This is a genomic window from Rhodococcus sp. P4_F3_2, from assembly GCF_056401335.1.
In genome coordinates this window covers 1-13,414 of sequence record NZ_JBFUJN010000013.1, presented here as the reverse complement: position 1 = coordinate 13,414, position 13,414 = coordinate 1, and the positions used below count along the sequence as shown (strand labels likewise).

Annotated in this window: 15 protein-coding genes; 14 read left to right on the top strand and 1 reads right to left on the bottom strand. The window is 61.4% G+C overall.

The window, feature by feature from the left end:
• Positions 1 to 159: 159 nt before the first annotated feature.
• The 12 genes from AC1DWA_RS15795 to AC1DWA_RS15740 all read left to right on the top strand — a co-directional run bounded on the left by AC1DWA_RS15795 (position 160) and on the right by AC1DWA_RS15740 (position 11,385).
• Entirely contained in the window at positions 160 to 1,395 is a 1,236-nt protein-coding gene (locus tag AC1DWA_RS15795; protein WP_021345782.1) for a sedoheptulose 7-phosphate cyclase, read from the top strand.
• On the top strand, positions 1,392 to 2,420 hold the full coding sequence (locus AC1DWA_RS15790) for a 3-oxoacyl-ACP synthase III family protein (RefSeq protein WP_020971052.1): 1,029 nt from the start codon (positions 1,392 to 1,394) through the stop codon (positions 2,418 to 2,420). Before AC1DWA_RS15795 ends, AC1DWA_RS15790 begins: the two co-directional genes overlap by 4 nt.
• A 3-nt stretch (positions 2,421 to 2,423) precedes the next feature.
• Complete coding sequence (locus AC1DWA_RS15785) at positions 2,424 to 3,626, top strand: MFS transporter (protein WP_477846428.1); 1,203 nt, start codon at positions 2,424 to 2,426, stop codon at positions 3,624 to 3,626.
• Between the two features lie 5 nt (positions 3,627 to 3,631).
• A complete protein-coding gene (locus AC1DWA_RS15780; protein ID WP_029537130.1) occupies positions 3,632 to 4,627 on the top strand; it encodes a zinc-dependent alcohol dehydrogenase in 996 nt (331 codons plus the stop codon).
• On the top strand, positions 4,620 to 5,441 hold the full coding sequence (locus AC1DWA_RS15775; RefSeq protein WP_019745655.1) for an SDR family oxidoreductase: 822 nt from the start codon (positions 4,620 to 4,622) through the stop codon (positions 5,439 to 5,441). The genes AC1DWA_RS15780 and AC1DWA_RS15775 overlap by 8 nt, the downstream gene beginning before the upstream one ends.
• Entirely contained in the window at positions 5,438 to 6,337 is a 900-nt protein-coding gene (locus AC1DWA_RS15770; RefSeq protein ID WP_019745656.1) for an NADP-dependent oxidoreductase, read from the top strand. The genes AC1DWA_RS15775 and AC1DWA_RS15770 overlap by 4 nt, the downstream gene beginning before the upstream one ends.
• The gene (locus tag AC1DWA_RS15765; RefSeq protein WP_019745657.1) at positions 6,334 to 7,131 is read left to right on the top strand and encodes a VOC family protein; all 798 of its coding nucleotides are present in this window, start codon (positions 6,334 to 6,336) and stop codon (positions 7,129 to 7,131) included. Before AC1DWA_RS15770 ends, AC1DWA_RS15765 begins: the two co-directional genes overlap by 4 nt.
• Positions 7,128 to 8,012 (top strand): TIGR03619 family F420-dependent LLM class oxidoreductase, encoded by an 885-nt coding sequence (locus tag AC1DWA_RS15760; RefSeq protein WP_019745658.1) that lies wholly within the window; start codon positions 7,128 to 7,130, stop codon positions 8,010 to 8,012. The genes AC1DWA_RS15765 and AC1DWA_RS15760 overlap by 4 nt, the downstream gene beginning before the upstream one ends.
• Entirely contained in the window at positions 8,009 to 8,677 is a 669-nt protein-coding gene (locus tag AC1DWA_RS15755; protein ID WP_019745659.1) for an HAD-IA family hydrolase, read from the top strand. Before AC1DWA_RS15760 ends, AC1DWA_RS15755 begins: the two co-directional genes overlap by 4 nt.
• Positions 8,674 to 9,636, top strand: a complete 963-nt coding sequence (locus AC1DWA_RS15750; protein WP_019745660.1) for an ROK family protein — start codon at positions 8,674 to 8,676, stop codon at positions 9,634 to 9,636. The genes AC1DWA_RS15755 and AC1DWA_RS15750 overlap by 4 nt, the downstream gene beginning before the upstream one ends.
• 10 nt (positions 9,637 to 9,646) lie before the next feature.
• Positions 9,647 to 10,747 (top strand): alcohol dehydrogenase catalytic domain-containing protein, encoded by a 1,101-nt coding sequence (locus tag AC1DWA_RS15745; protein ID WP_019745661.1) that lies wholly within the window; start codon positions 9,647 to 9,649, stop codon positions 10,745 to 10,747.
• Between the two features lie 161 nt (positions 10,748 to 10,908).
• A complete protein-coding gene (locus AC1DWA_RS15740) occupies positions 10,909 to 11,385 on the top strand; it encodes an SMI1/KNR4 family protein (protein WP_024487502.1) in 477 nt (158 codons plus the stop codon).
• 13 nt (positions 11,386 to 11,398) lie between these two features.
• On the opposite strand, the gene AC1DWA_RS15735 is transcribed toward AC1DWA_RS15740, so the two are convergent.
• On the bottom strand, positions 11,399 to 12,172 hold the full coding sequence (locus AC1DWA_RS15735; RefSeq protein WP_019745663.1) for a DUF4190 domain-containing protein: 774 nt from the start codon (positions 12,170 to 12,172) through the stop codon (positions 11,399 to 11,401).
• A gap of 175 nt (positions 12,173 to 12,347) precedes the next feature.
• Here AC1DWA_RS15735 and AC1DWA_RS15730 point away from each other — a divergent pair, with 175 nt between their 5' ends.
• Complete coding sequence (locus AC1DWA_RS15730; protein WP_019745664.1) at positions 12,348 to 13,052, top strand: TetR/AcrR family transcriptional regulator; 705 nt, start codon at positions 12,348 to 12,350, stop codon at positions 13,050 to 13,052.
• The coding region (locus tag AC1DWA_RS15725; protein ID WP_477846427.1) for an SDR family NAD(P)-dependent oxidoreductase at positions 13,049 to 13,414 on the top strand (366 nt) is incomplete at its 3' end. The genes AC1DWA_RS15730 and AC1DWA_RS15725, both read left to right, overlap by 4 nt.

Below are 13,414 nucleotides of genomic sequence, written 5' to 3'. Positions count from 1 at the left end.
CAGCATCTACCGATCCAAATGTGATCTATTCTACTCTTGTAGCGATCACTATGCGAATGTCCTACTGTTCTCCTCGAAAGTTCATTTCGTTCACTGAAGTACCGCCGTACTGCTGACACAGCTCGCGAACGCTCTTTCACACCGTCCAGGGGGATCGACATGCGTAGTGCCGCTTCATTCAAACTGGGTCTCAGCCACAGCGCGGCCACCGATTCGACATGGAAGGTCGAAGCGGTCAAACAGGTCGAGTATCACGTGATTGCCGCACGAAATCTGTTCGCCAAGGACAGCACTCGACTACTCGACGGGTGCAGCGCAGCGTCGCTACACCGCGGAGACCGACGCTTGATCATCATCGACGCGAACGTCGACCGAATTCACGGGGATAGAATTCGAGGCTACTTCGAACACCACGGAATACGAGCATCCTTCGTACCGATGCGAGCCGACGAGACGGTCAAAGAGTGGGGTTCTGCGGTGCGGGTGGTCGACGCGATGAACGGATTCGGCATCGACCGACGCAGGGAGCCGGTAATCGCGATCGGCGGGGGTGTTCTACTCGACATTGTCGGTTTCGCCGCGAGCGTCTACCGCCGCGGAACGCCGTACATCCGGGTCCCCACCACACTGATCGGCCTCGTCGACGCCGGGGTCGGCGTCAAGACCGGAGTCAACTACGGCATGGGCAAGAATCGACTGGGGACGTATGCACCGGCCCTGGCAACTTTTGTCGACCGAGCATTCCTGCGTACCCTCGACAACCGACACTTGTCCAACGGCCTTGCCGAGATACTCAAGATGGCCTTGATCAAATCCCTCGACCTCTTCGAACTGCTGGAAATCTTCGGGGAACGATTGATCGATGACAGGTTTCAGGGCTCTTCCGACGAACTCGACACAGCAGCAACACAAGTCATCGCCGAGTCGATCCACCTGATGCTCGAGGAACTGCAGCCCAATCTGTGGGAATCCTGCCTCGAACGCTGCGTCGACTACGGCCACACATTCTCGCCCACGCTCGAGATGGAAGCACTACCGGAACTTCTGCACGGTGAAGCCGTAGCTGTCGACATGGCATTGACGTCTGCACTGGGTTATTTGCGGGGAAGTATCAGTGAAGCTGAACTTGATCGCGTCCTGACTGTAATGAGGCGCCTCGGCCTTCCCACCTGGAACGACGTCTTGTCCACACCGGGCGTCCTCGGCGCCGCATTGGCCGACACAGTGCGTCATCGGGACGGGCGGCAACGGCTGCCTTTGCCGGTCGGGATCGGTGGACACCACTTCGTCAATGATGTCACGATCGACGGAATCAACTCTGCCTCCGCCCTTTTGAACAGGAAGAGCGACGAGCTACGCGTCCGTGAGACGTCGGTGACGAAGGTCGCGTCATGAGGTGGGGCGGCCTCTACATCGAAGGCTTCGGCTCATACCTACCGGACAGGCGGGAACAAGCCTCCGACATGGTGACCGAAGGACGGTTCGATCCCGTCGAACAGCAGAAGACCGGACAGACTTCGGTTGCAGTGTCGGACCCTGATATCGGCGAATCCGCGCCGGAGATGGCAGTCTTCGCAGGCAGAGCTGCGTTGGCCGACAGCGGAATCAGCAGCAACGAAATCGACCTACTCGTGCATGCAGTGGTTCTGCACAACGGCCTGGAGGCGTGGAACTGCGGCGCCTACATTCAGAACGAACTTGGCATCGACGACTGCCTGCCGATCGAGATCCGAACAGCCTGCGCCGGAGCAATCGTCGGAATCGAACTGATCGGCCGCTGGTTCGACGGACACGGCAAAGGCCTGGTAACTGCATCCGACGCTTGGCGTCTCCCCCTGTTCGACCGGTGGAATTCCGACAGCGGTCTCGCCTACGGAGACGGCGCGGCCGCTGCTGTCATCGGCCCGGATCCGGGTCCCTTTCGTATTCTTTCGACTTCCGTAGTCACTGATGCACACCTCGAGCAGATGCACCGCGGGCACGAGCGCACAAGCATGCCTGTCTACGGCACCGCCGACCCGATCGATCTCCGAGCACGGGTGGGGGGCTTCACCGAGACTCACTCCATCGACGAGTTCTGGTCACGCAACGCGGCCGCTCTGTCTCGATGCGCTGAAACAGCTTTGGGTGATGCCGCCACTCATCACGGTGACATCGCCACCTGGATCGTACCGAATTTCGGCAACGTCCTACTCCGCAAACAATGTTTCGAGCCGCTGAAGATCCGCGCCGAGCAGACCTTGGTCGAACTCGGCAGAACCATCGGCCACACCGGTGCTGCCGACCCACTACTGGGCCTCGACCTGCTCCGCCGCAGCAAGGCCCTGCACCCCGGAGACCGGATCATGCTCACCGGCATCGGCGTCGGGTTCACATGGGGATGCGCAGTCGTCGAATACACCGGATACGAGAAGGGATAGGCCATGGTGGTCGAAACTCCGCACGAATTGACGACAACGGCTCGCTCTACCAACGCGAATGCCGCAATAATCTGGATGCTCCTGGCAGTGTTCGGCGTCGGCACTGTCGAATACCTTGTGGCCGGCGTACTTCCGGACATCTCCACCGACCTCGAGGTCAGCACCTCCACAGCCGGACTGCTCGTCACCATCTATGCCGTCACAGTGGTCATCGGTGGCCCTCTACTGACGATCGCTACCACCAGGGTGCCGCGGACACCTCTCATCGCGGCTCTGATGGCTCTCTTCGTCATCGGCAACATCGGAACTGCGCTGGCACCGAACTTCGCAACCATGGTGATATTTCGGATCATCACTGCTCTGCCACACGCGACGTTCTTCGCTCTGTGCCTGGTGCTGGCGACGTCGTTGGTGGCGCCTGAATTCCAAGGGCGTGTGATCGCCCGCGTCACCCTCGGACTGAACCTGGCGACGGTCCTCGGCGTCCCCTTGGGAACTCTCATCGGTACACAACTGGGTTGGCGCTGGTCTTTTGCGATCATCGCCGTTTTCCAACTGCTGGTCACCGCTGCGCTGATCGCCTCGCCGCGCAACGCCGCTCCCTCGCACCAGACCGGCAACGTCAGCTCAGAGCTACGGGTGTTCACCCGGGGCCCAGTTCTGTGGGCGATCGGGCTGACCGCTCTCAGTCAGGCAGCGCTTTTCGTGGTGTTCACCTACATCTCGCCGTATCTCACCGAGCATGCCGGCATCTCGGTGTCGACGGTGACGGTGGTGTTGTTCGTATTCGGCGTCGGGTCTGTTGTCGGCAATCAACTCGGTGGTTACTACGCAGACAAGGACCTGGACAAAACGCTGTACATCGCGTTGACCGCGCTCGCGTTGGCACTTCTCGCTCTCTTCGTCTTCGGCGCAACGTCTTGGTTTGCCTTCGCCTGGATGTTCGTACTCGGTGCTACCGGTTTTTCCATTATTCCGCCGCTCGCCTCGAAACTCATCGGTGCTGCAAGCGAAGCCCCGCACCTTGCTGCCACGGTCAACATTGCAGGATTCCAACTTGCGAATGCTGCCGGCGCGTGGATCGGCTCGATCGCTCTGTCCGGCGGCAACAGCGTTGCAGTCCTGCCTGCTATCGGGGCAGTCCTCGCGGCGGGCGCAGTACTGCTGCTGTTCGTCAGTCGGCGCACTGCTCGGAGCGTGACGTGAAAGCCATGAGAGCTGCGATGATCGACGCTCCCCGTTCCGTGTCGATCGTGACGATCGACCGTCCCAACTGCGGGCCTGACGATGTCGTCGTCAAGGTTGCCTATGTCGGTCTGTGCGGTACGGATCTGGAGTTGTTGCACGGCACGTCGTCATACCTCACTGATGGCCTTACGTCGTTTCCGCATCACTTCGGGCACGAATGGGTGGGCACCGTAGAGCAGACCGGCCCGAATATTCACGATCTGTCGGCGGGTGACGTAGTCACCGGGAGCACGATGATTTTCTGCCAGGCGTGTTCGGCCTGCGGGGCCGGACGACGCAACCAATGCTCCGATCTGCGTGAGGTCGGGCTATACGAACATCCTGGTGCCGCAGCCGAATTCCTCCGCATGCCGCGGCGCACGGTCGTTTCACTCGGTCGCGTCACAGTCGAACCGGAGCACGTTCTCATCGAGCCGCTCGTGACGGTGCTCGAGGCGCTCGACGCTGCTTCGGTGTCGCCGGGTGATCGGGTTCTCGTCGTCGGCGCGGGCACGATCGGCAGCTTGTCCATCGCCATGCTGAGTCGATACCCGATCACCGTCGACGTTCTCGAACCCCGGTCGATCGAACACCTCGACTCCGGCACCGTCACACACAGTTTCACCGATGCCACACACCTGACCGGGCAGTACGACGTGGTCGTGGAGGCGTCTGGCGGCGCCGGTGCGCTGGGTACCGCCGTACGCGTTCTCCGTCCGGGAGGCAAGTGCATCCTCGTAGGCGTCGCGGCGCACACGGAATCGATCGATCCCGGAGCGGTTGCGCTGGCCGGCATTTCGATCATCGGAGTACGTCACGGGGTAGATCACTACCGCCGAGCCGCGGAACTGTTCCCGCTGATTCGCCCGGCATTGACCGCATTGATCGACAGTGTGGTTCCTCTGACCGACGCACAGTCCGCATTCGATCGTCTCGAAGGCCACAGGACACGGCCGAAGGTGGTGATCTCTGTTGAGTGAGCTCGAATACACAGTGATAACCGGAGCGAGTAGTGGTATCGGCCGGGCAATCGCGCTCGCGCTTGCGAAAGAGGGTCACAACCTCGTCCTCGGATACGGCAATGGTCTCGATCGCATCGCACGGTTGGTGAGCGAACTAAATGCGCAGTTCCGCATCGACGTCGTTCCCCTGCAACTGGACCTGCGCAATGCCGAATCGACAGTCGACGCCGTTCTGAGATGCACAGATGAACTGGGTGAGATCCACTGCCTGGTAAACAATGCCGGAATCAACGATCGATCACCCGCAGATGCACTCGCCATCGATCGAATGCGCGAGGTCATGGCCGTCAATTCGATCACCCCACTTGCGTTGGCCTCGTCGGTGGGGCGCCGGATGATCGCGCGAGGTATCGCAGGATCGATCGTCAACATCACATCGATCCATGACACGGTCCCCATCACCGGCGGTGCAATCTACTGCGCCAGCAAGGCCGCATTGGCGGCGTCGAGTCGTGTCCTCGCCCTCGAATTCGCGCCCCACGGAGTGCGCGTCAATTCCGTCGCACCGGGAGAAACCGCCACCGCGATGAACGGCATCGATGACGAATCCTCGTATGCGGACATCGATCGCCCCGCTATCCCGTTGGGGCGTCCGGCCGGTGTGCACGAGGTCGCAGCAGCCGCGGCGTTCCTCGCCGGGTCCGGTTCGAGCTATCTCACGGGGACCACCGTTACCGTCGACGGCGGACTGGTTCTGACTGCAGCCGAAGCGAATGCCCGCTACGCCGTCGATCATTCTCCAACGCAAGGTCTCATGAAAGGAATCGCATGAAAGCCATCGCAATCGAAGCCATCGGCGACCCAAGCGTTCTCACTCTCACCGAGGTTGACGAGCCGACATCCGGCCCCGGAGACGTCACTGTTTCCGTTGCAGCCGCTGCCGTCAACCCTGTCGATCTGAAGACCCGTTCGGGGTTCTTGCCCATCGAGTTGCACTTCCCAGCCGTATTGGGATGGGACGTCTCCGGAACTGTTATCGCAGTCGGATCCGCGGTAACACGCTTCACGCCAGGAGACCGCGTCATCGGAATGATCGCGCAACCGGCACACCGCTACGGAACCTATGCCGAACGCGTCACCGCCGACCAGTCCTTGTTCGCACCCGCTCCGTCGAACGTCACCCTCGAGCACGCTGCTGCGATCCCACTCGCAGCGCTCACCGCTGTGCAATGCCTCGAGAAACTCGACCTTGCACCAGAATCCACGGTGTTGGTGACCGGTGCTGCCGGCGCGGTGGGCCGAATAGCGTCGGCGCTGCTGATCTCGCGGGGACACCGCGTCGAAGCCCTCGCTCGCGAGAGCGACACTGACGAACTCTTGGCCCTCAGCCTCAGCCGGGTCATAGCGAGTCCCGTCGACCTGCCGCAGAAGGAGTACGACGCCATCGTCGACACGGCGGGTATTGCCGAATCCGTCGACAGTGTGCGAGACGACGGCGCCTTCATCTCCATCGACGACAACGAGCAACCCGCACCGCAACGTGGAATCACACCGGCGAAAAGCTATGTCGACGAGGACGGCTCGGGCCTCGAATCATTCGCCGAACTGGTATCGACCGGTTCGGTCACCGTCCCTGTCGCCCGAACATTCCGGTTCGACGAAGCACCCCAAGCCCACGCTCTGCTGGCCGCGGGCGGAACCCGAGGAAAGGTACTGCTGATCCCATGACCGTGACCGCGAATGTCGAAGATGCCTTGTCCACAGTCGGTGTCACCGTTCCCGATGCGGACGCCGCCGCCAACTTCTTCGCTTCACTCCTGGGTGCGAACCGCGTCGTAAGATACCCCGGACGTGTCTCCGTACCGATCGGATTGTCGGGGGTCGTGGATTTCGTATCAGCGGATTGGCCCCATCAACCCCCACCGCGGTTGGTCGACATCGGTACCAACCATCTCTGCTTCACTGTCGGCGATATCGAACTCGCTGTGAGCTACCTTGATTCGCGAAGCGACGTGACAGTCCTCGGCGACGTGATCGAGGTACCCGAGGGTCCGATTGCGGGCAACAAGTGGGTGTACTTCCGGTCGCCGTGGGGCGATCTCTTCGAACTTCAGCAGTGGCCCGAGGAGCCGGGATACTTCCACGAGACCCAGGCCCGACTCCACCACAGACGAGAGGACATCGCGTCAGCCCTTCTCCCGACCTGCCGCGGTTTGGATCACACGGGCTACAGCGTCCCGGACCTCGACGCCGCGATAGCGCGTCTGGTGACCGCCCATTCGGGAACCGAGGTGCTCCGCACCGACATCGCAGCGGATCGCGGGTTCATGACGGCACAGTTCGATCTCGACGTCGAAGGAACGTCCCGGATGGCGATGGTATCCGTCGGCGACTTGAACATCGAGTTGTTCGAGCACCACATCGGCCGGCAGGAGGCCCCTCGCCCTTTGACCGCCAACGGGGGAAACTTCCTGACGTTCCGCCACGGGGGCGCCGCGCGACTGATTCCGAGTTCGCTGTGAAGTACGGAATCAATCTCCCCAACTTCGGGCCGCAGATCGACCCCGAGGGGATTCTCGCGTGGGCCCGGACAGCGGAAGCTGCCGGATTCGACAATGTCCTACTCTCGGATCACGTGGTGTTGACCGACGACGCGAATCGCCGCTCTCCCGCTCCGTTTTACGAGTGCCTGGCCACGCTGTCCTGGCTCGCAGCGGGTACCGAGTCGATTCGCCTGGGCAGCGGCGTGCTGATCGGCAGTCACCGACACCCGGCCCACCTCGCCCACGCGACCGCGACGATTGATCGACTCAGCGGCGGACGGTTGATCGTGGGCATCGGGGTCGGCTGGACTGCACAGGCTTTCGACGTCCTCGGCGTTCCGTTCACACGTCGAGGCCGACTGACGGATACCACTCTCGAAACCCTGATCGCAGCGTGGACGTCGGAGACATACGACGCACCGGGCTCGGCCGGAACACATCGCGTGCACAACGGACCTCTACCGCTGCAGCAACCACACCCTCCGTTGTGGATCGGCGGCAACGGACCCGCTGCGATCGACCGAACCAACAGATTAGGCACTGCATGGCACCCATTGCACCCTACCCGGGGCCTATGCATCGCTGGAGTCGCTTCACTCGCCCCCGGGCGTGAGTTCGTCCCCCGCATCTACTTTCTCCCCACCGAAAGATCTGTCGAATCACCAAACCGTCCACTCGGGTACGGAACCATCAACCAGATACGTGCCGACATCGATTTTCTGTCTGAGATCGGTGCACAGACGATTGTGCTCGATACCGATCCTGGCGACCAGCGACTGCGCCGCTCAACCGACCACGATCTCGATCTGATTCGCATTGCCGGCGAAAGTTTGGGAATGAGTCGGGTGGCCGTCTTATGACTCTGCGGCCCAGCTTGATTCGACAATCCATTTCGACCTCGGCACTGCTGTTCGACATGGACGGAACCCTCGTCGATTCGCAGGCGTCGATCGAGGCTGTCTGGTTCGAATTCGCGGACCGGCACGGCGTTGATCGGGCGGTGGTAGCGCAGGCACTTCCAGGCCGCATCGCTTCCGACATCATCGTTCGGGTTCTCGGTAATCGAGCAAACGTCGAATCCGAACTGAACTGGATCAGGCAAAGCGAAGAGCAGAACTCGCATCCAGTTCGCGCCATCGCCGGCGCCAAGGACTTTCTGGCGTCTGTGCCCCGGGAGCAATGGGCGATTGTCACGTCGGCCCCTCGATCGATGATGGTGCGAAGGCTCACTGAAGCGGGCCTCCCGCTTCCACACGCGTCGGTATGCGCTGAGGACGTGCGCGCCGGCAAGCCAGATCCCGAGGGCTTTCTTGCAGCGGCGGCGCGCTTGAAGGTTTCCGCCGACTCCTGCACCGTATTCGAAGACTCCTCGGCCGGCATGGCTGCTGCGGCCGATTCCGGCGCATCATGCGTTGCAATCGGAGCCGAGCCCGGACGAAACCTTTTGAGAGTGAATAATTTTACTTCACTACGACTCTCCCGAGAGAGATCGGAGCTCGTAATCGACGTGGTACCGGAACTATGACGGATACCGTATCGGTCGATCTGGGAGGTACGTGGCTACGCATCCGCAGCGGTGAGCGAACCGAACGGCTGCCATCGCCCAGCGTGCTCCGACAACCGTCTGCCACTCCCGATCAACTCCTGCGCGAGCTGATCGAGACACTGGATCGATATCTACCGCCGGGTGCCGCAGTGAACATGGCGTGCGGGGCCGCGCTCGACGAACAGAAGGGCGTCGCCCATGGATCCGGCCCATTGTGGGGCGGCACTCCTGCCGGTGAGATTCCGTTGCTGCGCCTCCTCGAATCCCACCGCCCGGACGTTCGATGGACACTCGTGAACGACGTGACGGCAGGGTTGGCGTCATTCGCTCGTGGGTTTACACGTCCCACCGATCGGCGCATCGCCTACCTCACCATCAGCAGCGGGATCGCACTGCGGATAGCTGATGCAAGAGAGGGAGTGATTCCAGTGGACGCATTGGGGTTGCAAGGTGAGGTCGGCCACCTTCGTGCAGTGACGTCGGGGCCGGATACAGTGCGACAGTTGCCCTGCGCATGTGGAGGCATCGGACATGTCGCGGCGATCTCGTCCGGCTCGGCGTTGGCTGCTGTCGCCTCGGCTCTCGAATTGCCCTATGACAGAGATTCGTTCGGTCCAGCACTCGAGTCAGGCGCCCCTGGTGCATCACTTCTGTTGAGCGTGGTCGTCGAGCCGATCGCCGAGCTGGTCAGAACGATGATCGCCCTCGATCCACGACTGGATCGCATCGGGATCGGTGGCGGGCTCGCCGAAGGTCTGTCCGAGATGTACGAGAGGGAACTTTGTTCCCAACTCGCCTCGGTGCGATCGTACGCGGACACGTCACTGACTCCCGAGAGAATCCGTAAGACGATATACCTGTGCCGTCCTCACGACATCGACACCCTGTCCGGTGCCGACGATATTGCCGCCGGTCGCCTCCGCGTAAGCAAGCTGTGAAAGAGGATTCATGACAACGCAACTCACCCATCGCGCAATCGTGAGAAGGGGCAGTCGGTCGAGCGTCGAAAAGCGGCCGACTCCAACTCCCGGACCCGGCGAACTTCTCGTCGCCCCCGAGAAAGTCAGCCTGTGCGGGACTGACATTCAGATTGTGCGCGGAGACAGGGACGACCCCTCGCCCATCGTCGGCCACGAAGGCGCTACCCGCGTCGTCGAAGTGGGCGACGGCGTCACCGGCTTCGAGGTAGGTGATCGAGTCGTGGTCAACCCGACGCATCCGCATGATTCATCGTTTCTTCTCGGCCACAACGTCGAGGGGTTGTTTCAACAACGCGTCATCATCGGCGTGCCCGCGGTGAGTGGAGGGTTGGTCACGCCGTTGCCACTGGAACTTTCCAGCGCACGCGCTACTCTCGTCGAACCGTACGCCGTCGTCAGGTATGCGCTCTCCTGCCTCTCCCGTGAGTCACCAGGGACGCTGCTCATTTTCGGCGACGGTCTCATCGGAAATCTGGCTGCGGCCCTCGCACCCTCCGTTCTCTTCCCAACCGTCCGAGTAGTAATGGTCCACCGCACCGAACTCGGCATGGAGTGGACGACAAATCACTTTCCATCCGTGGTCAACTCGCTCGCTACCGAGAACTGGGTACGCGAAACCACAGGCTCGGTCGCCGTGCTGGTCGCGACTCACCGCGCCGGCACAGTAGCGTCGATCGACACCGCTCTGGAACGCCTCGGCGATCGAGTTGTCTCCGTGCATCCGATTGGTGGAGTGCCGGCCAAGGCCACGTCCGATTTGTTACCCGGGGTGGACATCGCYGGGGTGCGACAAGCCAACACGGGTGGACCGACACCACCCGCGATCACGACGTTCACCAGGGGCTCTCTGCGCGTTGCCTTGACGGGCAACAGAGGAGTCACGAACCACCAACTCGCCTCCGCTGCAGCTGCATTGACGAGCGCCGACGACACGATCGACACGCTACTCACACACCAACTCGGCATCGATGAGGGCACCGCATTGATGAACGTGATCTGCGAGAAACGGACCCGAGAGGTGGACGGCGAGTTGGTGATTCGATTGGTGGTGAATCTTGCGGGTCATTGAAGGTATTTGATCCGACGAACTCGGGGAACAACCAGCCAAGACCTCCCGCCCGAGATCCCCCACGGACTCGCATTGCTAGTGTTGATGACGTGTTTGCCACGGGACCCAACGCGCTGACGGTAAAAGGCCAACCGACGCTTCAACACATAGATTTCACCTTTTTGGATTCTTTTCGATTTCCCGACCGGCAGGGCTTCCCCGATTCATATCGCGCATTCATCCGGCACGCAGGGTGGGCGCGGACCTTCGGACTCTGGCTCATCTATCCGCCCGTCCTTCCCGGATTTGCCGACGGCTGGCAAGGGCGCGCCCGCAACCTCACCGCTCATCTTCATTCGGTCTACACAGAAGGACAGGATGACGAGTTCGATTGGATGATCGAACCCGACGGCGATTGGTCACTCCCCGACTCGCTGCAGGTTTTCGGATGGAGCGAAAACGGTGACGCCCTCCTGTGGGACACAGCATCACGCGACACCGACGGAGAGTTTCCGGTTTGGGAATCGCGATCGTTCAACTCCCTCCACCGCCTCGGCGGGAGCCTCTACGAAGCACTTCCGTCCATTCGCACCCGGACGGCGAGCCTGTTCGGACCCCGCGCCTACGACATCGAGCCACTCCAGCCCACCCAACTCTGACGCGCGACCCAAATTATCGAAAGGCCGCGGGCACAGCCACTAGTACGACACCTACGATGACGACCAGCGACAGATAGCCGAGAACGAGGCCGGCCACTGCCAATCCGCGCCCACTTTCGCCGGAACGGCGAATCTGGTTCAGCGACACATGGCCCACGGGAATAGCAAGAACCCCACCGAAGATTCCAAGTACCAGTGCGACGATGGCCAAGGCATTCGTACCGCCGACCACCCCTGGCGGCGGCGACACCACCTGCCTGACAGGCCCGAATGCCGAACGAAGGCTCCTCCCTAACAGCAGCGCCCCGACCATATACAGCGACAGTCCCGCCACTGATCCGGCTACCCAGGCTCCACGAAACGCCGGCCCGTCGACGTCGAGGATCCTCCCCGCCGCCCTTACCCCGGATCCTGCTGCACCGACCGCGATACTCAAATTCACTGCGCCAGGAAGAACGGCAAGCAAGGCAATAGCACCGATACCAAGCGAAAATGCCGGGCCACCTCGGCGCCGCCACGCCAACGAACTCATCAGCGCTGCGAACAAAGTCACAGCAATGCCTAAAAGCCCAGTCACAAATCCGACAACGACTCCCGTCTCGAAGTCCCCACCTAGATGACGAGCAACCCACTGTGCCCAGGCCCGTGCGAATGGCGGCCCGAGCGTCAGCGAGGCAACGACCGTTGCAACCGCAACACACGCCACGACACTGACGACCCGCAGAATCCACCCCAGATAACCGGAATGCGAATTATTCGGCGCAACAGTAGTTTCCGAGTCGATCACCAGGATTCCTTCGTTCAGAGTGTGACAACAGAACGGCTCTAGCCGTCACTCCACACAGAACCGTGGCCGGACCGGCTCACTCATCTGATCAAGTTCTGGTGCCTGTGTCTGTAGTTCGTTCGCACGACCAAACCGGCGATAGCAACGATTACACATTTATGTTAGCGTTGTTTTCATGAGTTCGAGAGCAAAGATTCTGGCAGCAGCAACCGAGTTGCTCAACACCTCCCCCAACGGTGACATCTCCACCCGCGCCGTGTGCGAGATGGCCGGCGTCGGCGCCCCCGCGCTCTACCGTCAGTTCGGCGACAAGGACGGACTGCTCGCAGCCGTCGTCGAGGCAGGTTTCTTCGAATACCTCGAAGGCAAACGCGCTGCAACACCTTCCGATGACCCAGTTGCCGATCTACGGGCCGGCTGGGATGCGCATACCGCCTTCGCGCTCGCACATCCCGCTCATTACCGACTGATGCACTCACCTTCCGCCCAGAGTGCCGACACCGCCTTGCAAGCCCAGGCGCTACTTCGATCCGTTCTCGAACGATGCGCTGCGGCAGGCGTTCTGACCGTGTCGGTCGACGTGGCTACGCAGATGGTGATGTCCGCCAATGCGGGCGTCGCTCTGATGCTCGTCGTAAGGCCGGAACAGTACCCCGATCCGACGCTGTCACAGCGAGTTCGCGACGGAATCTTCGCGTCCATCATCGACGAATCCGACGCCCACCCGGACGCCTCCCTCAACAGAGTTGCATCCACTCTCGATGCCCAACTCGCCGCCGTAGATTCAACTTCCCTCTCCACCAACGAAGTCGGCCTCCTACGCGAGTGGCTACGCAAGCTGTCCGATGCACCCGAAACCAGTTCAGGAGTTACATCATGACTGACACCACCATCCGCGTCGCCATCGTCACCGGAGCTTCCGGCGGCATCGGGCGAGCGACTGCCGAGAAGCTCGCCGCCGACGGAATGGCTGTCGCCGTGCACTATTCAGGAAACCTTCAACGCGCCCAGGAAACAGTTGACACCATCGTCGCAGCGGGCGGTCGGGCCATCGCGGTGCATGCCGACGTCGCCGACGAAGGTGAAGTCGCGGCCCTGTTCGATACGGTCGAGGAGGAGTTCGGGGGCATCGACGTCGTCGTCCATGCAGCCGGAATCATGATTCTCTCCACCGTCGCAGAACTGAACTTCGACGATTTCGATCGGATGCATCGGACCAACGTCCGAGGGACCTTCGTGGTC